Source organism: Mesorhizobium delmotii, from assembly GCF_900149755.1.
GTDB lineage: Bacteria > Pseudomonadota > Alphaproteobacteria > Rhizobiales > Rhizobiaceae > Mesorhizobium > Mesorhizobium delmotii.
Genome location: NZ_FUIG01000002.1, coordinates 183,407 through 203,199, shown reverse-complemented (window position 1 = coordinate 203,199; position 19,793 = coordinate 183,407). Strand labels below are relative to the sequence as shown.

The following is a 19,793-nucleotide window of genomic DNA, read 5'->3' as shown; positions in this document are numbered from 1 at the left end:
GCCATGCTGCTTCTGATCGGAGCCTTTCTCGTCCTGATGCTGGTCGGAGTGCCTGTCGCTGTGTCGATGGCGGTGTCGTCGCTGCTCTATCTCGTCTTCTATGGCGTGGCGCCCGACATCATCGCCGCGCAGCGCATGATCGCTGGTGTCGAGAGCTTTCCGCTGCTTGCCGTGCCGTTCTTCATCTTTGCCGGCAACCTCATGAACATCGCCGGTGTCACCGGGCGAATCTATTCCTTCGCGCTGGCGCTTGTCGGCTGGATGAAGGGCGGCCTCGCGCAGGTGAACATCGTCGGATCGGTGGTCTTCGCCGGCATGTCGGGCGCAGCCCTTGCCGACGCCGCCGGCATCGGCACCATCGAGATCAAGGCCATGCGCGACCATGGTTATCCCGTGGAGGCGGCCGTCGGCGTCACCGCGGCCTCTTCGACGCTTGGCCCGATCTTCCCGCCGTCGCTGCCCTTCGTCATCTACGGCATGATGGCCAACGTCTCGATCGGCGCGCTGTTCATGGCCGGCATCCTGCCCGGCGTTGTCATGACGGCGCTGATGATGGTGACGGTCGCGATCTTCGCCCATCGCCGGGGTTGGGGTTCGGACACGCCGTTCAAATTGAACCGGCTCGCCGCCGCCTCGATCGAGGTCGCCGTCGTGTGCTGCTTTCCGCTGGCCGTTTATGCCCTTGTCGAGATGGGACTGTCGCTCAATATTGCCGTTGGCATCGCGCTCCTCATCCTGATCGCCTGCGACTGGTATTTCGACTTCTCCGCCGTCATGGCTCTGATGACACCGATCATCCTGATCGGCGGCATGACCATGGGCTGGTTCACGCCGACCGAAGCGGCCATGGCCGCTGTTATCTGGTCATTGTTTCTGGGGCTCGTGCGCTATCGCACGATGACATTCGCAGCCCTGGCCAAAGCCAGTTTCGACACCATCGAGACGACCGCGTCGGTCCTCTTCATCGTTACAGCAGCGTCGATCTTCGCCTGGTTGCTCACGGTCAGCCAGGCAGCACAGCTGTTCTCGGTCTTCATCACATCGCTGACCGAAAACAAATGGGTGTTCCTGATCCTGGTGAACATGCTGATGCTGGTAGTCGGCTGTTTCCTCGACACGATCGCCGCGATCACGATCCTAGTGCCGATCCTCCTGCCGATCGTGGTCCTCTACGGCATCGATCCGGTGCATTTCGGTCTGATCATGACGCTTAATCTGATGATTGGTCTCCTCCATCCGCCGCTCGGCATGGTGCTGTTCGTCCTCTCGCGGGTCGCCAAGCTGTCGGTCGAGCGTACGACCATGGCAATTCTGCCCTGGCTCGTCCCGTTGATCGTAGCGCTGATCCTGATCACCTTCGTCCCCGCCATCACGCTGTGGCTGCCGACGCAAATGGGGCTGATCCGATGATCAATAGCGCAGTCGCCGCGACGCTGTTCGGCCCCGAGGATCTGCGCGTCGTCGAGCATCCGCTCGGCCCCCTTGCGGCGGGAATGGTGCGCGTGCGTTTCGGCGCAGGCGGCATCTGCGGTTCCGACCTGCACTATTTCCGCCATGCGCGGACCGGCGATTTTGTCGTCACGTCGCCGCTCGTGCTCGGCCACGAGGTCGCCGGAGAGATTGTCGAAATCAACGCGGACGCGCCAGGACTTGCCGTCGGTGATCGCGTAACGGTCAACCCATCGCGCTGGTGCGGACACTGCGCGCGATGCGCTGAGGGCCGCGCCAATCTCTGCGAGAACATCTATTTCATGGGCTCGGCGTCGAAAACGCCGCACATGCAAGGCGGTTTTGCCAGCGTGTTCGACGCCACGCCCGCGCAATGCGTCAAGGTTCCGCATGATGTCGCCTACCAGGCCGCGGCACTTGCCGAACCGCTCGCCGTCAGCCTGCACGCAGTGGCGCGGGCCGGCGACATTACCGGCCGCAACGTCATCCTGTTCGGCGCCGGCCCCATCGGGCTCCTGACGATGCTCGCCGCCAGGCTCAAGGGATGTGGCGAGCTCACCGTCGCCGACATAGCCAAGGCGCCGCTCGCTTTCGCCAGCAAACTTGGAGCAAACAGGACGATCGACCTGTTCGGCGGCGACGACGAACTCCAGGCGCTCGCAGCCGACAGCGCGATCGATGTCGCGTTCGAGATTTCAGGCACCGCAGCAGGTCTCGCGGCGGCAATCGCCAGCGTCCGGCGCGGCGGCACGGTCGTTCAGGTCGGCAATCTTCCGGGCGGTCAGATCCCGGTGGCGGCCAATGCGGTGATGGCCAAGGAAATCGACCTGAAAGGCACGTTCCGCTTCGGCGCGGAATTCAACCAGGCGGTCGATCTCATCGTCGGCGGGGATATAGACGTCCTGAAGCTGGTGACCGCCGAACGCCCCCTCGCCTCGGCCCGCGATGCGTTTGTCCTGGCCGCCGACCGCTCGCAGAGCGTCAAGGTCGTGCTGACCGCTGACTGAGGGTTTGCCCGGCGCCTGCCACCATCTGTTATCAACCGCTCCAGACTCAGCGCGCCGGCCCGGTTTCCTTCCTGTCCGCCTGCCTGCGCGCCCGCGCGAACTGCAGCCCGGCGACGCCGGTGGCCGCAGCAAGCGCCAGGCCGATCGGAATGAGGCTCGAGGGCTGGTCGGCCTTTCTGAGCACGGCCACGACGTCATATCCGACATCCAGCCCAATGCGTTTGGCGTAGGATCCGAAATCGACATTGCTAATCATCAGCGCGTCGCCCGCTTGCGTGATGGTAAGACCGATGCCGCGCAGCCGCTCCAGCGGCTCGCCCGGCTCGCCGAGCGGCACGTTGACCGTCTTGCGTACATCCTCGCCCATGAGGTCGACGCCCTCGACGACGAAATTGATGCGGCCATCGGCCGGCGTCTGCGCGACCGACGACAGGAACTCGCTCGCCGGCAATTCTTCGTAAGGCGGCGACACCTGATTGAGCCACCAGTCCGGCCGAAACAGCGTGAAGCAGATGAGCAGCAGCGCCGCACTTTCCCACAGACGGCTTTTGATCACGAACCAGTTCATGGTCGCGGCCGAAAACAGCAATATTGCAATCAACGACACGGTAGCCACCCAGATTGTCTGGGGCCAGGTGTCGACTCCGATCAGCAGGATCGCCGGATTGAAGATGAAGACGAACGGCAGGATCGCCGTGCGCAGCGAATAGAGCGCGCCCTGGAAGCCGGTGGCGATCGGATCTTCCTTGGAGATCGCCGCCGCCGCAAAGGCCGCCAGCCCGACGGGCGGGGTGATGTCGGCCATGATGCCGAAGTAGAAGACGAACAGGTGGACCGCGATCAGCGGGATTGGCAATCCGGCCTGCGCGCCGAGATCGACCACGACCGGCGCCATCAGCGTGGCCACGAGGATGTAGTTTGCGGTGGTCGGAATACCCATGCCGAGCACAAGGCTGATCGCGGCGATGAGGATCAGCATCAGGATGACGTTGCCGCCGGAGATGAACTCGACGAGTTCCGTCATCATCAGGCCGAGACCGGTCAACGTGATCGTGCCGACGACGATGCCGGCAGTGGCCGTGGCGATACCGATGCCGATCATGTTGCGGGCGCCGAGCGCCAGCCCGTCGATCAGGTCGTCCCAGGCAGCCAGTACTGAGGCGGCGAGGTTTTCCTTGCGGAAGACCGCCATCAGCGGCTTGCGGGTGGCGACAATACCGAGGATTGAAAGGGTCGCCCAGAACGCCGAGAGGCCGGGCGACATCTGCTCGACCATCAGGCACCACAGAAGCACCGCGATCGGGATGAGGAAATCGAGCCCGGTCCGCGTGACGTCCCAGGCGCGCGGCAGTTCCAGGATTGGCGCGTTCGGGTCATCGAGTGCCAGATCGGGGTAGCGGGAGGAATACCAGACCGAGGCGACGTAGAGAGCTACGCCGGCGATCGCTAGCACCGGGGGCGCCGTCCCGCCGAAGACAGCCTGGATAGCAACGATGCCGTAATAAACGATACAGACGGCGAGAACGCTGCCCGACAGTCCCAGCCCCATCCGCAGCATCCGTTCTCTTGCCGGCGTCGGACGCTGCGGGATTGTCTTCAGGCCCATCTTTATCGCTTCGAGATGAACCATGTAGAGCAGCGCGATATAGGAAAAGACCGCCGGCAGCAGCGCGTGCTTGACGATCTCCGAATAGGGAATGCCGACATATTCGACCATCAGGAAGGCGGCCGCACCCATGACCGGCGGCATGATCTGGCCGTTGATCGAGGCTGAAGCCTCAATGGCACCCGCCTTGACGCCGGAAAGGCCGGTGCGCTTCATCAGCGGGATGGTGAAGATGCCGCCCGAAACCACGTTGGAGACGGACGAGCCGGACACGACGCCGTTGAGAGCCGATGAGACCACGGCGACTTTCGCAGGGCCGCCGCGCAGATGGCCGAGCAGCGCGATGGAGATCTGCATCATCCAGTTGCCGGCGCCTGCCTTTTCCAGAAGTGTGCCGAACAGGACGAAGAGAAAGACGAAGCTCGTCGACACACCAAGTGCAATCCCGAAGACGCCTTCGGTGGTCAGCCATTGATGGTTGAGAAACTTGTTGAGCGATGCGCCGCGATGCTGAATCACGTCCGGCATGTACTGGCCGGCAAAGGTGTAGAAGATGAAGACACATGCCACGACCACCATCGGAAGGCCGAGCGCGCGGCGCGTCGCCTCGAGAAGCAACAGGATGCCAACGGTGCCGGTAATGAGATCGAGCGTGGTCGGCTGGCCCGGCCGTCCGGAAAGCTGGACGTAAAAGAGAAAGAGGTAGGCGCCGGCAAACCCGCCGACCACGGCCAGCACCCAGTCGAGTAGCGGCACACGATCGCGGGGAGAGGATCTCAGCGCCGGATAGGCGAGGAACGTCAAAAACAGCGCGAAGCCGAGATGGATGGCGCGCGCTTCCGTGTCATTGAGGATGCCGAAGCCGAAGACGAACGGCAAAGGCGAAGCGTACCAGAGCTGGAAAAGCGACCAGGCAACTGCAACCCAGAGCAGGATTCGAGCGACTGTTCCGCTCGGATGCCGGCCACCCGTATCGGCCTCCGCGACAAGCTGTTCGAGCTCTTCGAGATCGACGCCGGCCGGTTGTCCCTTCACTTCGCTCATGACGCCTCCTGTTGCGGATGCCCCCGGCGGGTCCGCTGGACCCGCCGGACTGCCGTCAGGTCACGGAGCCTACTTCAGCCAGCCCTTCTCCTTGAAGTATTTTTCAGCGCCCGGATGCAGCGGCGCGGAATTCCCTTCCGACACCATCTTGGCCGGGTCGAGCTTAGCGAAGGCCGGATGCAGCGACTTGAACTCGTCGAAATTCTCGAACACCGCCCTGGTCAATTGATAGACGCTCTCATCGGGAACCTTGGCCGAAGTCACCAACGTGGCGAGCACGCCGAAAGTCCCGGTATCGTCGGGATTGTTTGCGTAAAGGCCGCCTGGGATGATCGCCTTGGCGTAGTAAGGATTCTCGGCGACGAGCTTGTCCACGACTTCTCCAGTCAACGGCACCAGCTTGGCGGCGCAGGTGGTCGTCGGATCCTGGATGTTCGCCGAGGGATGGCCGACGCCGTAGAAGAACCCGTCGATCTTGCCGTCGCAGAGCGCCGGGCCGTGCTCGTCAGCCTTCAACTCCGATGCGAGCGAAAAGTCGGCCAACGTCCAGCCCATCGCACCGAGCAGACGTTCCATGGAAGCGCGTGTCCCGGAACCGGGATTGCCGACGTTGAAACGTTTGCCCTTGAAGTCCTCGAATTTCGTCACGCCGGCATTCGGATGCGCCAGGACCGTGAACGGCTCCGGATGGATCGAGAAAACCGCGCGCAGGTCGGTATGAGCGCCACCATCCTTGAATGATTCCAGCCCCTTGTATGCGTTGTACTGGACGTCGGACTGCGCCATGCCGAAGTCGAGTTCGCCTTCCTTGATCGTGTTCACGTTGAACGCCGATCCGCCGGTCGATTCGACCGAGCAGCGGATGCCGTGTGTCTTACGATCCTTGTTGAGCAGGCGGCAGATAGCACCGCCGGCGGCATAATAGACGCCGGTGACGCCACCGGTCCCGATGGTAACGAAATTCTGCTGCGCCATTGCGCTGGCCGAAAGCAGCAGCGCGGCCGACAAGGCGGCGATCTGCGCTCCATGGCGTGCAGTCCGGGCATGTTTCATCTGGTTCTCCCTTGGTACTTTGCGTGCCGTCGCGGCCATCCGGTGTTTTAGTGTCAAGGCACGTCGATGCATGCTACGATTGTTGCGCTTTATCAATCAAGGGAAATGGTTGTTACAATGAATACGCGGGAGATGGGTTTCGACGCGCTTCTGGCGCGCATATTGACCGAACTCCCCGAATTGAGCTCAGAGCTGCGCAAGGCGGCGCGATTCCTGGTCGATCATCCCGACGAGGTGGCACTGGTTTCCATGCGGGTTCTGGCCGCGCGATCAGAGGTGACACCGACGACCTTCGTGCGATTGGCGCGGCGACTGGGCTTCGGTGATTGGGCGGCGCTGCGCAAGCCGTTCGAGGACCGGCTGCGCTCCGGCAAGGCGCCTTTCGCGGCAAGGGCCGATGCGCTTGTCAAGCGCGGGTCGGAGGCGATTTTCGCGGAATCGCTGAGGACGACGGTTGCCAATCTGGCGGCGGCCGAAGCGGCCAACGCCAGCGAAGAAATAGCAAAGGCTTGCGCAATACTGGAGAAGGCACAGCGCATACGCGTCGCCGGGTTCCGAAGCTGCCGCGCGCCCGCCCACGCGCTCGTCTATCTCTGCCGGATGTTTCGGCGCGACGTCACGCTGCTCGGCGGCGACGGCGGTGCGATCGAGGCGGAACTAGCAGCGCTCGGAAAGAGGGAAGCGGTCGTCGCGATCGGCTTTTCGCCCTATTCGCGTGAACTCGGGCCGGTGATGGAGGCTGCGCAACGACACAGCGTTCCGATTGTCGCGATTGTCGACAGCGTGGCTGCTCCGATCGCGCGGCATGCTGACGTTACATTGCGATTCTCTACCGACAGCCCGTCTTTCTTCCCGTCAGTAGCCGCAGCTATGGCTATCGTGGAAGCGCTGGCTGCAACGATGCTTGCGCGCAGCGGGCCGGCAGCCGCGGCTCGTGTCAGGGAGACGGAATTGGAGCTACAGGCGTTCGGGGCCTATCTGCCTGAATGAGGAGCACTGGCGCTATGCCAGCGCGGCGTCTATTGCGTCGCCGAGCCGGTCGACAACCGCGTCGATTGCTGTTGCGTCTATGATGAAGGGCGGCGCAAGCAGCACATGATCGCCACGTATTCCGTCGATCGTGCCACCCGCGGGATAGACGAGTAGGCCACGAGCCATCGCCTCGCGCTTGATCTTCGTATTGAGTTTCAGCTTCGGGTCGAAGGGCGCTTTGGTCGAGCGATCCTCGACCAGCTCTACACCCATGAAAAGGCCACGCCCGCGAATGTCGCCGATATGGGGATGGTTGCCGAACCGTTCGCCCAGTTGTCGCGAAAGGTGTGCGCCCATCGCCCGAACATTGGCGAGCAGATCGTCGCGAGCGATCACCTCCTGGACAGCAAGAGCTGCTGCGCAGGCCATCGGATGGCATATGTAGGTGTGGCCGTGCTGGAAAAAGCCGGAGCCTTTGGCGAACGCGTCGAAGATGCGGCGTGAAAGCAGCACCGCACCAATAGGCTGGTAGCCTCCGCCGAGGCCTTTGGCGATTGTCATCAGGTCGGGCGCGACGCTGTCCTGCTCGCAAGCGTGCAGCGTGCCGGTGCGGCCCATGCCGCACATCACCTCGTCGAGGATGAGGAGCACACCGTAGCGGTCACAGATTTCCCGGATGCGCCCGAAATAGCCAGGAACGGCAGGCACTGCTCCTGCTGTCGCGCCGACGACAGGTTCCGCGACGAAGGCCATGACGGTGTCCGGACCGAGTTCGAGAATTTTATCCTCGAGCGCCTGGGCGGCGCGCAGGCCGTAGGCCTCCTCGCTCTCACCGGCTTCCTGGAAGCGGTAGGCATAGCATGGGTCGATATGATGCGTGTCGATCAGCAACGGGCGGAATTGGGCGCGGCGCCACTCATTACCCCCGGCAGCAAGAGCGCCGAGCGTGTTGCCGTGATAGCTCTGTCGGCGGGCGATGACGTTTCGCCGCTCGGGCTTGCCAGTTTCGACGAAAAACTGCCGTGCCATCTTGAGCGCCGCCTCCACCGCTTCGGAGCCGCCGGACACGAAATAGGCGTGGCTAATACCTTGCGGCGCGCCAGCGACGAGCTTGTCGGCCAATGTCTCGGCCGGCTCGTTGGTGAAGAAGCTGGTGTGGGCATAGGCGAGCTTGTCGGCCTGCGCGTGGAGCGCGGCCGTCACGTCGGGATGGCCGTGACCGAGGCAGGAAACCGCCGCGCCGCCTGACGCGTCGATATAGGCGCGGCCATCGCGGTCGAAGAGTTCGATACCCTTGCCGCCGGCCGCGACGGGCAGGGTCGCATGGATCTGACGATGCAGGATGTGTGTCATGCTTCCCTCGATTGACGATGGCGCGATTTACAGCGAACCTATCATGCAACATATGTTACATAGTGCGCAATACTGAAACGATTGGACTGCACCTATGACCGTCGACAGGGACGTGACCGGCCCCGGACTTATCGCACCGACGGCGATCGCCGTTGCGCCGAATGGTGGGCGGCGTGGCAAGCAAGACCACCTTGCCCTGCCGATCGGCCCCCAGGAACTGGCCCGGACCGCCGCCGCCTGCCTCGAGGCCGGTGCCGCTATGATCCATACGCATGTCCGTGATCGCGACGGCGGCCATTTGCTCGACGCGCACGCTTATCGCGAGACGACGAAAGCGATACGCGACGCGGTAGGCGAGCGGCTGATCATCCAGATCACCAGCGAAGCGGTCGGCCGATACCAGCCGGCCGAGCAGATGGCGATTGTTCGCGCTACCCGCCCTGAGGCGGTTTCGCTGGCGCTGCGCGAACTGGTGCCGGACGCTGCCCACGAGACCGCTTTCGCGGAGTTCCTGTGGTGGCTGAAGAGCGAGCGGATCGCCCCTCAGATGATTCTCTACGCGCCCGAAGAGGCTTCGGCCCTAGCCGCCATGCAGCAGCGCGGGCTGGTGCCCTTCGACGACATCCCGGTGCTCTATGTGCTCGGCCGCTACACGCCGGGACAGGTTTCGCGACCGGCCGACCTGCTTCCCTTCCTTGCGCATGACCGCCCGCGCTTCGCGCACTGGATGGTCTGCGCCTTCGGTCAGGAAGAAACCGCTTGCGTTACGGCCGGTGCGCTGCTGGGCGGCCATGCCCGCGTCGGGTTCGAGAACAATTTTACTCTGGCCGACGGCACAACCGCCAAGGACAATGCCGCGCTCGTAACGGCGACCAAAGGCGCCCTGACTGCTTGCGGCCGCAGGACCGCCCAGGCCAACGACCTGCGCGCCGCTTGGTCGATCCACCGCTAACCCTCGACCGTACACCTTGACGCAGGTTTCCTTTTCTCATGTAGCGCGGCGGCAAGATCCCGAGATGTAAGCGATCCGTAAGCGGCCTTCCGTCAGGATGAGAGCTTGGGCCATCTCCGTCGTTCTCGGAACGGCCGAGCAGCGGCCTCGTCGGTTCGTCACATTTGTCAAAAATCTCTTTGCTACGCTGCAACCGGACGCTTTGACCGACGTTAAAGTTGTAGCGGACCTGGGGAGGCATCTATGCAGACATACCTCGTCGAACAAATGGAGGGCGATGATGTGATCGCGGCGCGTATCATCAACGCGCCGAGCCCCTTCAGAGCCGCCGCCATGTCGACAGATCGACGTGTAACTCTCCGAACGTGGCAAAAGGATTGGATTCGCGTAACCGACGAGAACCGGGGACATATCTTTGCATACTGCTTTGTCTCCGCCGAAGACTCAGACACCAGCGGGCCTACAAAAGCACCGAATAAACAAAAAAAGGGCCAAAAAGCTGATCAGAGGGCCGGGTAAGCGTAAAACCACTGATCTTTTTGCCCCCTCGCTGCGTGATATCGCCCAGAACCGCGAACGCGACGAATTAAGCCAATAGCGGCGGCGCTGGCGGTACGCCAGGCGCGATCGGCTGCGCCGCGATGTGACAGCCAACGGGAAGCAAGCGCGGCCGTTTGGCGAAGATCGCGGCTTCATCAGAATGATCGATGAAAAGATTTCGGCTGGCGGCGATGGTGCGGTCGAGCAGATCCGCCGCGCTCAGGAGAATTCAATGTTGTCCACCAAGGATAGAGGCGAAACCTGCAGGGACCAGATCCGCGCTTTCCTGGCGTCGAATTTCTATATAGCCGACGCGGATGCTCTGGATAGCCACACGTCCCTTCTCGACCAAGGCATCGTCGACTCGGCAGGGGTACTCGAGGTTATCGGCTTCATCGAGGAGACCTTCGGCATCACCGTCGAAGACAGCGAACTCCTGCCGGAGAACCTCGATTCCATCCAAGGAATTGCGCAATATATTCTCCGCAAGCAAAACTGATTGCCGACATCTTGCCTAAAGCGGGTCGCGTTTGACCGGGCCTCACGCGACGCGCTTTAGGTTGTTGTTTTATGCATGTCGTTATCGCAAATCCGCTGCACACTTTTGCGCGACATGCATTAGCGTTGTTCTACGCCGCCGACAGCGCAACAGAGCCTTCCGCAGTCTCGGCATGCTCACGCTTGCGGCGTGGTATGTCCCATAACCACCCTGCCCTCGCCGGCTTCGTTCGTGACCGCGCGGATAGTTTCGTACGCCTTGGAACGCTCCAGCAGACTGATGACCTGCCGGTCCTGGCCCAGGCCTACCTCAAAGAGCAGGATGCCTCCGCGCCGCAAGTAACGTGGCGCGTCCTTGATCACCCGCATATGGATGCTCAGGCCGTAGGGACCGGCCGCAAACGCTTCCCGCGGCTCGAGTTCGGTCAGATGCGCGCGGTCGCCCTCGAGCCGTTTTTCGGAAATGTAAGGCGGGTTGCAGATGATCACGTCCATCGTGCCATCTAGCTTCAAGCCCGAGAAAGCACTGAACAAGTCGCCCTGAAGCACCGACACGCGATCCGCCAAGACGTGATGGGCGACGTTGCGGCGCGCGACTTCGACGCATCCATCGGTGAGATCGCTCGCCCAGACAAGCGCGGTGGGGGCGTAATGCGCGATGGCGCAGGCCAGATTGCCGGCCCCGCAGCACATGTCGATAACGCGCGGCGCCGGCAGGTTCATTTGACTCAGAACATCAAGTGCGGTCGTGCCGAGCAACTCCGTCTCCGGCCGGGGAACGAGCGCACCGGGCGCGATGAGCAACTCCAGCCCCATGAAGATGGTGCGGCCTTTGCTGTAGGCTTCGGCGACACTGATCTCTTCGCTCACGACAGACCCCCTTCCTGACTTGCCGGTCCCGGTGTCCGACAATTGCGTACCAATTAAGTGTATCTCAAATTCATTAAAATTCTCGATGGGCAATCGAAAAACACTCGTCGCCATAGGCTTGAAGACATGATGCAACGGAAGGAGTGATCACAAGCCTCTCATCTGTCGCATGACTGGGAATATTGCCTCATGATTGGCGATATCAGCTTTTCCCGCCTCGCTATCCCAGCCTTGCAAAGCCAATCCCGGAATTCTCGGTCCTGCGTCACGATTTTGCTACATTTTAATCAAAAGGCACATATACGTAAGCAAATCGTGATGTTTCGGTAGCTAACGGAAAGCAGCCGCTTCCCGCAAAGGCGAGAGGGTTAGCGATCATCGACAGGACCAACAAGTTCGCGCCGCAATTTCGCACGAAAGATCGCAGACCATGAAGCCAACGCAAGGGCGCTCGCTCGATCTACGTTCCGTTGTGTTCGGCTCGATGCGCGGGCTGATCGGCGGCACACCGGAATCGGGAAGTCGCATCTGGCCATCGCCATAAGGGGGTCAAAATTGGACGCCGATCGGGGTCAGTTTTGCAAGCCGTTTGACACATGCGACGACGTCAGCGGCTCTCGTTCACAGGGTTCAAAAAAAAGAGGAGCCTTACCTGTTATTTAGGATTATATTAACAATCTGACGCATGCGGTGTTGGGGCACCGCGGCGTTGACTGGATGAATCGACGAGTGATTGGCCACGACTTTAAGGCCTATGACCGTTCCATCCGTCTAGGTTTGGTTGGGGTAGTTCAATGTATCGAATCGTTATCGCCGACGATCACGGCTTGTATCGTCGTGGCTTGCGATTGGCACTGACCGCAGGCATTCCAGGTGTGGAAATATTTGAGGCGTCGTGTTTCGATGCCGTACTCAGTCTGTTGGCGGAACAGGCGTCCGTTGATCTTGCGATCCTGGACTTGAACATGCCGGGATTGTTCAATCAGGAAGTGCTCAGCGGCATTCTGTCGGCTTATCCGGATACGCGATTTGCGATTGTTTCCGGGAACGATTCACGCTCGGAGATACTCACGGCTCTCTCGATCGGACTTCACGGCTATATCGTAAAGTCGCAAAGAGACGAGGAGGTCGTTATGGCCGTCAACGAAATCCTCTCGGGCCGCATCTACGTGCCTGCACTTCTGTCGCGCCCGGGTGCCGCGCAAGCAACTCACGTACCTACTCCATCCGAGCATATCCCACCCCGACGTACCACCAGTGGCAATCTTGGCAGGCTAACCTCGAGGCAAAAGGAGGTCCTCAAGCTGATGGCGGAAGGGTACTCGAATAAGGAAATTGCGCGCGATCTGGAAATCGCCGAAGCGACGACGAAAATTCATGCCGCTGCGGTTCTGCGTGAGCTTGGGGTACGGAATCGAACAGAGGCTGCCGTTATGCTGAAGACCTGGCTAACGAGGGATGTCAATTAGAGCGCCGCATCCTGGACGCGCAAGGCACGCTCTAAAGCTTTGAACCTGCGCGTTATGCCTTCTAATGCATGTCGCGCAAAAGTGTGCAGCGGTTTTGCGATAACGACATGCATAAACAACAACCTAAAGCGCGTCGCGTGAGGCCGGTCAAACGCGACGCGCTTTAGAAACGAGCCCGATTTTTGCGTCAAAGCGCTAAGGGCCGATTTCCTTGCGCGACAGCCGCAGCGAATATTGCAGCCCGTGATCCGACATTTCCAACTTAGGCGAGTAACCGACAAGCGGCGCCCCATCCACTCCGATTATCATAGAACCGAACCCATGACGGACAACTTTTGAAGTCCGCCGCCGCCCCGATTCCACCCACTCGAACACGATGTCACTGCGTGCGTCTTCAGACGCGAATGTCCAATTTACCTCGATCCGGCCTTTTGAATCGCCAAGCGCTCCATGTTTCAGGGAATTGGTCGCAAGCTCGTGAACAATCATCGCAAAGCTCTCGGCGGCGCCGCCTGACATCGCAACGGAGGGACCGCTGACTGATATGTCGCGTGTCCCCATGTACGGTTGCAACTCCTGAACAACGAGATCGTGGAGCATTCCCGACGCGCTGCTGTTGCCTGAAAGGAGCAGATGCGTTGCCTCAAGCGAACGAATCCGGTCGATGAGCGTCTCCTTGTACCTGGCGACATTGTTCTCCGGAACATTGACCATTTTCACCAGCGCCGTGATCACAGGAAATAGGTTGCTGAACCTGTGGCGTTGTTCGAGCATGATGCGCTCCCGCTTCTTTGCCGCGGCGCGCAGCAGCGTGGTTTGTCTTCGCTCGGTCAGGTCGGCGGCCACGCCGAGCCGCTGTAGACGATCATCGTATTTCTCTTCCCTTCCGCGCAGGGCAACCCAGCGGATATGTCCGTCCGGTCGTCGGACGCGAATCTCGACGTCGTAGTTCGTGACTGATGCGAGCTTTCTCGATGCTACCAGCTTTGGCCAGTCCGCCGGATGGACAACGGCTGACAGTTCCTCCAAACGGCGGCTAGCGGCCGGGGGCAGGCCGAGAATGTCCCAGAACGTGCCCGATCCGGTGACGATCCCGTCTTTAAGGTCGATCCGCCACGTGGCCAGGCGTCCGGCAGACAAAGCGAGATCCAGCCACTCCTTCTGAGCCCGAAGCGCTTCGTGTACGGCTCGTCGTTCCGAGATATCGTCGACCACTACGAAGATGCTCTCTGAGAGAACCCCGTCGGGCACGGACGAAGACAGGGTTAGCCGCGCCCAGAATGCCGAACCGTTCTTTCTTAACAGACGAACCTCCGAAGCGAACGAAGCAGAGTCGTTACCCAGGCCCGCCAGCAACTGCTCCAAGGCATCACGGTCGTCCGGATGAACGAGTGTCTCGAGCCGCAATTGGGCAAGCTCCTCCTCCTCGTAGCCAGTCATCTCACTGAGGCGTCTGTTGGATTGCAGCAGCTCACCTTTCTCGTTGGTGTTTGCGAATCCCATGGCGGCGCGTTCGAAAGCCCAGCGGTAGCGGCTTTCAGTTGCTTCGACGGCGGCGAGTCTGGCCTCTGCTACTTCCAGCAGCTCACGCAAGTCCTGCCGCAGCCGATGAAACGTCACGGCAATCACGCCCCCCGAAACCACAAGCAAAATGGCGCGCGCCCAATCTTCGCTGGATATCTGACCATGCAGGGTGCTTCGTGCCAATAGGCCGGCAGCCACCATCAGGATTGTCGCCGCAAGCGCAGGCCCACGGTCTTCAAGGTAGGAAATGATAATAATAGCTGGTATAAACTCCAGAAAACTCGATCCCTCCCCAATATATACTGACGCTCTTGTTTCAAATATCAGTGTAGCAGCCAGCACCAATACGGAGGCAAGGTGAGTTAGCAGTCTGACTGATGGGTTCGAATCCGACCTGCGCGACTGCGAGTTCATGGGCATAGACTACAACCTTTTGACTAGGCCGTCGAGACTAGAGCAAAAAACGTACAACCTAGTACGACTGCCGGATTGCCATACCACTATCACAGCGCGCATTTTATCTCGTGGGGGGAGCATGACTTGGTCATAACTCCTCAGAATATATCGAATTTCAAGGTAGTAGGGCCCGTTTTTTCACGAGCCCCACGCAAGAAGACTGTTCGTAAATCACGAACGATTTACTACGGGCTGACGAACCTTTGGGGAGGTTAAAAATGGCTATGATCGAGAGACACAGTGATGCGGTTGCGGGCAAACGGAACGTTACAATAGGAGCCAAGTATAACCCTGGCGCCCAGATGATGCGGCCGTCATATGCTTATCATTCGATTGGTGCATCTGAACGACCGGACGCAGGGGCCGACGAACCGCGGAGACGCAGCCTGGAATCCGTCACGGGGATGCTTGATCGCATCGGCTGTGGCTATCTCGTACTGAACCGCGAAAGAAAAGTCATCGAATGGAATGCCGCCGCTCAAACCACGCTGGAGCGCCAGGGGGAGCCGGCTGATACAGCCAGCGAGCTTTCGGTAGCCCTAAAACGGCTGATCGCGAATGTTCCGGCCCATTTCCTGCCGGGATCCCTGTCTTGGGTGGTGATCCGCAGCAGAGGTGACAGGCCGGTGGTACTGAAAGAGAACGGCCTGATCGCTCCTGACGGAACGAGCATTGTGGCATTGTTGGACCGTGAGAGCAGGTCGGGGCCAAATCCTCAGACACTGCAAAGGATGTTTGGCTTGACGAGCGCGGAAACGCACCTTGCGCTGCGCTTGGCTCAGGGCGATGCTCCGTTGGAGATCGCCCGCAGTTGGCGCCTCAGCCGCACCACGATCCGCTCCCAGCTTGCCTCGCTGTTCGCCAAGACCGAAACGAGACGTCAGGCGGAACTGGTGGCTCTTCTCGGGCGCATTTCGGTCTTGCCATAAGGGCCGGCTTGGATCCAGGCGCCCGGGCATCGGCCCTGCAGATTGCGCGTCGCGTTGCGCGGTTCGTGGCACCGGCTTGCTCAGCTAAGCCTGGCTCCGACGAGCAGAGGCCAACCTCGGCAGTCGCGACGTCTATCGCCTCGGCGCGAATGCGCTGTCCATCTTTTCGCCGCCCATCGGCAGCGCCATGTCGTCATCCAGCAGCCGGGTGATCCGGGCAAAGCCCGTAAAAGCCTTTCTTGCTTCCTCGGCAGACATCTGGCCCGCCAGAGCCGCAGCGCAGCAGTTCAGCGCGCATTGATACACCGGGCCGCGCCGCCCTTTCGGCCAATGGCGCAAAAACGTCATCGCTTCGTTGACACTGTCGATTTCTTCGACAGGTTTCCCCTGCCCGCACGAAATTCGCACCGGCGTAAAGAACTGCAGGCGATTCATCGTTTCCTCCCGGTCGATCGCGATGCGTTCGATCGAACCTAGCTAAATTCACGGCCAGCCAATTGGTTCCCGGCAAAAACGCCCACCCTTGCTAAATGGCAACGGGTCGGCTGAGTGAATGGCCAGTCATCGCCCGACTTCTTGCCGTGGCGGGAACGTTCGGGGGGGGTGATGCATTTCGACTTCAGCGATGATCTTTGAGGGAAATGCCAGACTATGAGAATAGCCCATGTGGCGCCGCTCCATGAATCCGTACCGCCTCGGCTCTATGGAGGTACGGAGCGCATTGTCTTCTATCTGACCGAAGGATTGGTCGAGCTTGGCCATGACGTAACCTTGTTCGCCAGTGGCGATACAAAAACGTCGGCAAAATTGGTGCCGTGTCGCGAGCGTGCGCTGCGTCTTGACCCACGCCCGCTGAAATCCGAGACAGCCGCGCACCTTTCGATGCTTTCCGAGGTGAGGAAACGATCTCAAGAATTTGATATCATTCATTTTCACCTCAGCCATTTCCTGCATTTTTCTTTTTTCGAGCACATGCCCGAGCGGACGGTGACGACGCCGCATGGCAGGCTCGACTATGTCGATCTGGCGCCGGCCTATGAGCGTTTTCCGCGCTTTCCGATGATCTCCGTTTCCCGTAGCCAAAGAACGGGGCTCGCCAACGCCAACTGGCTGACGACGATCCACCACGGGCTGCCTATCGAACTCTACAAACCGGTTTTCGAGCCGAGCCCAGGGGAGCCCTACCTCGCCTTCCTTGGCCGGATGTCGCGCGATAAGCGTCCGGATCGTGCCATCGAGATCGCGCTGCGCTCGGGGCTGAAACTGAAGCTTGCGGCAAAGATCGGCGACGACGACCGGGCCTATTTCCGAGAGATGATCGAGCCGCTGGTCGACGGTGACCGTGTCGACTATGTCGGCGAGATCGAGGAGGACAAGAAAGCGGAATTCCTCGGCAAGGCGGTGGGCCTCGTATTCCCGATCGACTGGCCCGAGCCGTTCGGTCTTGCCGTCATAGAAGCGATGGCCTGCGGCACGCCGGTGATCGCCTGGAATTCCGGCGCCATGCCGGAAATCGTCGATCAAGGCATAACCGGTTTTATCGTGAATTCCATGGAGGGCGCGGTCGCATCGGTGCCGGGCATGCTGCGGCTCGACAGGCGGAAGGTTCGAGCTGTCTTCGAGAGGCGGTTTTCCGCCAAAAGAATGACCCGCGACTACGTTTCCGCCTACGCGCGCCTGATTGGTGCGTCGGCCGAAGCAAGAGCGGTCGTGAGCGGCATTACCTCGGGGGCGAAACGAGAGAGATATGTAGCGAATGGCCCAACTCGACGAGCGCAAGCTTGATCCCGCCGTAGCACTTGCGTCCCTGGACGCCACCGCACCTCGAGAGCCGCATCGGCTGTTCGCCCTCAAGCAAGGCGATTGCTTCGCCGTGGCCGACGCCTACGGCGATATCCGCGGCGCCGGCGATGGTTTCTTCCGTGACGACACGCGAGTGCTTTCCGAATTCCGGCTGATCGTCGGCGGCCGGCAGACATCGCTGCTCGGTGCGTCGCTCAGCCAGGACAATGTGCTCTTCACCTCCAACCTGACCAATCTGCCGATGCAGAGCGTCCACGGCCGGGACATTCCGCAGGGCGCGATCCATATCGAACGCGTCAGGCTGCTTTGGCAGGACCGGCTGTTTGAACGCATCACCCTTTCCAATTACAGTCAGGAACACTCCACTATCCGCATTTCGCTGCATTTTGCAGCCGACTTCCGTGACATGTTCGAAGTGCGCGGCTCGACAAGGCTGAAGCGCGGTATGGCCCATGCTGCCGAGACCGATGCGACCTCCGTCCTGCTTCGCTACGACGGGTTGGACGGGCTGGCGCGGATGTCGGCGATATCGTTCTCGCAGGCGCCGGACCATCTGACGGCCGACCGTGCGGATTTCCTGATTGCCTTGACGAGGCGCAGCAGCAAGGCGCTGTATGTCGAGGTCGGTCCCGAGGTCGCGGAAACGCCGAACCGCGATCGCTTCCGCGCCGCCGCGGCCCGGGCTCGCTTCGGCATGCGGGTTAAGCGCCGCCATGGTGCCACGGTGCACAGTTCCGGGCGCGTCTTCAACGATTGGGTCGCGCGCGCTCGCGCGGATGTGGCGCTGCTGACCACCGAGCTTACGACCGGACCCTACCCCTATGCGGGCATCCCCTGGTTTTCGACGGCGTTCGGCCGCGACGGCGTGATCTCCGCGTTGCAGATGCTGTGGCTCAACCCGGGCTTGGCGCGAGGCGTGCTGGCCTTCCTTGCCCAGCACCAGGCGACAGAGACATCGCCGTTCAGCGATTCGCAGCCGGGTAAGATCATGCACGAGACCCGCAAAGGCGAAATGGCGGCGCTGCGGGAGCTCCCCTTCGGCCGCTACTATGGCGGTGTCGACACGACGCCGCTCTACATCCATCTCGCCTGCGCCTATGCGGACCGTACCGGTGACATGGCGTTCGTCGACAGCCTGTGGCCGTCGCTCTGCGCCGCGGCTGAATGGACCGAGGAGGCAAGCCGGCCGACCGGCTTCGTCACCTATCAGCGTGCAGCCGAGTCCGGCCTCACCAACCAGGGATGGAAGGACAGTATCGATTCCGTCTTCCATGCAGATGGCCGAATCCCCAAGGGACCGATCGCCCTGGTGGAGGTGCAAGGCTATGTCTTTGCCGCGTTCCGGGGGCTGGCGGCGCTCGCCCGTCGCCGCGGCGAGGACGACAGGGCCGATCATTGGGACAGCCGCGCCGAGGCCATGCGCGCCGCTGTGGAGCACCATTTCTGGCTGGACGACCTCGGCTTCTATGCCTTGGCGATTGATGGCGCCAGCGAGCCCTGCAAAGTGCGGACGTCTAATGTCGGGCATCTTCTCTATGTCGGGCTCCCCGAGCCGACGCGGGCGCAGATGGTCGCCGACCAACTGCTTTCGGCGTCCTTCCATTCGGGCTGGGGGCTGAGGACGGTCGCCGACGATGCTGTGTTCTTCAACCCGATGTCATACCACAACGGATCGATCTGGCCGCATGACACCGCCATGTGCGGCGCCGGTCTGGCACGCTTTGGCGAGCGTGAAAGCGTGGTCCGGCTGATGAGCAGTACCTTCGAATCGGCGGTCCATTTCAACATGCGGTTGCCCGAACTGTTCTGCGGTTTTACCCGCGCGCCGGGCGAAGCGCCGATCGCCTATCCCGTCGCCTGCTTGCCGCAGGCGTGGTCGGCCGGGTCTGCCTTCATGCTGATGCAGGCCTGCCTCGGCCTGGAGATCCACGGCTGGGACGGCGAAATCCACGTGACCCGGCCCAGGCTGCCGATTGGTATCGACATGCTCACGCTGAGGCATCTGGGCATTGGCGCAAGGGCGGTGGATCTGACATTTCAGCGCGTCGGCGACAGGGTCGTCGCCTTTCTCGCCGACCGACATGAGGGGTTAGTGCCGCTCATCGTGCGGACCTAGTTTGGCTTTACGCATCGAATTGACCGCCGCGCTTAAACTACCGGAACCGATGGCCCCATCCGTGCGTTGCAAAATCATGCCGGCGCACAGCGGCCTGTCACCAGTGGCCGGCTTGAAAAAAAGAAAAACGGCCACCAACCGGAGGAAAATCG

The 19,793-nt window shown here is 61.1% G+C and carries 16 protein-coding genes; 10 read left to right on the top strand and 6 right to left on the bottom strand.

Annotation, left to right across the window (positions count from 1 at the left end):
* Positions 1-3: 3 nt before the first annotated feature.
* Both BQ8482_RS01055 and BQ8482_RS01050 read left to right on the top strand, forming a co-directional pair.
* A complete protein-coding gene (locus BQ8482_RS01055) occupies positions 4-1,410 on the top strand; it encodes a TRAP transporter large permease (RefSeq protein WP_123145881.1) in 1,407 nt (468 codons plus the stop codon).
* Positions 1,407-2,456 (top strand): L-idonate 5-dehydrogenase, encoded by a 1,050-nt coding sequence (locus tag BQ8482_RS01050; RefSeq protein WP_123145880.1) that lies wholly within the window; start codon positions 1,407-1,409, stop codon positions 2,454-2,456. The genes BQ8482_RS01055 and BQ8482_RS01050 overlap by 4 nt, the downstream gene beginning before the upstream one ends.
* Positions 2,457-2,502: 46 nt before the next feature.
* On the opposite strand, the gene BQ8482_RS01045 is transcribed toward BQ8482_RS01050, so the two are convergent.
* Both BQ8482_RS01045 and BQ8482_RS01040 read right to left on the bottom strand, forming a co-directional pair.
* The gene (locus BQ8482_RS01045) at positions 2,503-5,106 is read right to left on the bottom strand and encodes a TRAP transporter permease (protein ID WP_123145879.1); all 2,604 of its coding nucleotides are present in this window, start codon (positions 5,104-5,106) and stop codon (positions 2,503-2,505) included.
* A 69-nt stretch (positions 5,107-5,175) separates the two neighbouring features.
* Positions 5,176-6,159 carry a TAXI family TRAP transporter solute-binding subunit gene (locus tag BQ8482_RS01040; protein WP_123145954.1) on the bottom strand — a complete coding sequence of 328 codons (984 nt, stop codon included), beginning with the start codon at positions 6,157-6,159 and terminating at the stop codon, positions 5,176-5,178.
* A 117-nt stretch (positions 6,160-6,276) separates the two neighbouring features.
* On the opposite strand from BQ8482_RS01040, the gene BQ8482_RS01035 reads away from it, so the two are divergent.
* On the top strand, positions 6,277-7,149 hold the full coding sequence (locus BQ8482_RS01035; RefSeq protein ID WP_165848382.1) for a MurR/RpiR family transcriptional regulator: 873 nt from the start codon (positions 6,277-6,279) through the stop codon (positions 7,147-7,149).
* A 12-nt stretch (positions 7,150-7,161) separates the two neighbouring features.
* Here the strand turns inward: BQ8482_RS01035 and BQ8482_RS01030 are convergent, their stop codons facing one another.
* Entirely contained in the window at positions 7,162-8,484 is a 1,323-nt protein-coding gene (locus tag BQ8482_RS01030) for an aspartate aminotransferase family protein (RefSeq protein WP_123145877.1), read from the bottom strand.
* A 94-nt stretch (positions 8,485-8,578) separates the two neighbouring features.
* On the opposite strand from BQ8482_RS01030, the gene BQ8482_RS01025 reads away from it, so the two are divergent.
* From BQ8482_RS01025 to BQ8482_RS01015, 3 genes are all read left to right on the top strand, one after another.
* Positions 8,579-9,436 carry a beta-keto acid cleavage family enzyme gene (locus BQ8482_RS01025; protein ID WP_123145876.1) on the top strand — a complete coding sequence of 286 codons (858 nt, stop codon included), beginning with the start codon at positions 8,579-8,581 and terminating at the stop codon, positions 9,434-9,436.
* A gap of 243 nt (positions 9,437-9,679) precedes the next feature.
* On the top strand, positions 9,680-9,955 hold the full coding sequence (locus tag BQ8482_RS01020; RefSeq protein ID WP_165848381.1) for a hypothetical protein: 276 nt from the start codon (positions 9,680-9,682) through the stop codon (positions 9,953-9,955).
* Between the two features lie 181 nt (positions 9,956-10,136).
* The gene (locus BQ8482_RS01015; protein ID WP_244602585.1) at positions 10,137-10,475 is read left to right on the top strand and encodes an acyl carrier protein; all 339 of its coding nucleotides are present in this window, start codon (positions 10,137-10,139) and stop codon (positions 10,473-10,475) included.
* A 176-nt stretch (positions 10,476-10,651) separates the two neighbouring features.
* Here the strand turns inward: BQ8482_RS01015 and BQ8482_RS01010 are convergent, their stop codons facing one another.
* Positions 10,652-11,344, bottom strand: coding sequence for a N5-glutamine methyltransferase family protein (locus tag BQ8482_RS01010; protein WP_165848380.1), 693 nt, complete (start codon positions 11,342-11,344; stop codon positions 10,652-10,654).
* 794 nt (positions 11,345-12,138) lie between these two features.
* On the opposite strand from BQ8482_RS01010, the gene BQ8482_RS01005 reads away from it, so the two are divergent.
* The gene (locus BQ8482_RS01005) at positions 12,139-12,813 is read left to right on the top strand and encodes a LuxR C-terminal-related transcriptional regulator (protein WP_123145874.1); all 675 of its coding nucleotides are present in this window, start codon (positions 12,139-12,141) and stop codon (positions 12,811-12,813) included.
* Between the two features lie 195 nt (positions 12,814-13,008).
* Here BQ8482_RS01005 and BQ8482_RS00995 read toward each other — a convergent pair whose 3' ends face one another.
* Positions 13,009-14,538 carry a PAS domain S-box protein gene (locus BQ8482_RS00995; RefSeq protein ID WP_342210919.1) on the bottom strand — a complete coding sequence of 510 codons (1,530 nt, stop codon included), beginning with the start codon at positions 14,536-14,538 and terminating at the stop codon, positions 13,009-13,011.
* A 473-nt stretch (positions 14,539-15,011) separates the two neighbouring features.
* On the opposite strand from BQ8482_RS00995, the gene BQ8482_RS00990 reads away from it, so the two are divergent.
* A complete protein-coding gene (locus tag BQ8482_RS00990; protein WP_123145872.1) occupies positions 15,012-15,722 on the top strand; it encodes a helix-turn-helix transcriptional regulator in 711 nt (236 codons plus the stop codon).
* 132 nt (positions 15,723-15,854) lie between these two features.
* Here BQ8482_RS00990 and BQ8482_RS00985 read toward each other — a convergent pair whose 3' ends face one another.
* Positions 15,855-16,157 (bottom strand): DUF982 domain-containing protein, encoded by a 303-nt coding sequence (locus BQ8482_RS00985; RefSeq protein ID WP_123145871.1) that lies wholly within the window; start codon positions 16,155-16,157, stop codon positions 15,855-15,857.
* A 216-nt stretch (positions 16,158-16,373) separates the two neighbouring features.
* Between BQ8482_RS00985 and BQ8482_RS00980 the strand changes: the two genes are divergently transcribed.
* Positions 16,374-17,507 (top strand): glycosyltransferase family 4 protein, encoded by a 1,134-nt coding sequence (locus BQ8482_RS00980; RefSeq protein WP_123145870.1) that lies wholly within the window; start codon positions 16,374-16,376, stop codon positions 17,505-17,507.
* The gene (locus tag BQ8482_RS00975; protein ID WP_123145869.1) at positions 17,479-19,641 is read left to right on the top strand and encodes an amylo-alpha-1,6-glucosidase; all 2,163 of its coding nucleotides are present in this window, start codon (positions 17,479-17,481) and stop codon (positions 19,639-19,641) included. The genes BQ8482_RS00980 and BQ8482_RS00975 overlap by 29 nt, the downstream gene beginning before the upstream one ends.
* Positions 19,642-19,793: the final 152 nt, after the last annotated feature.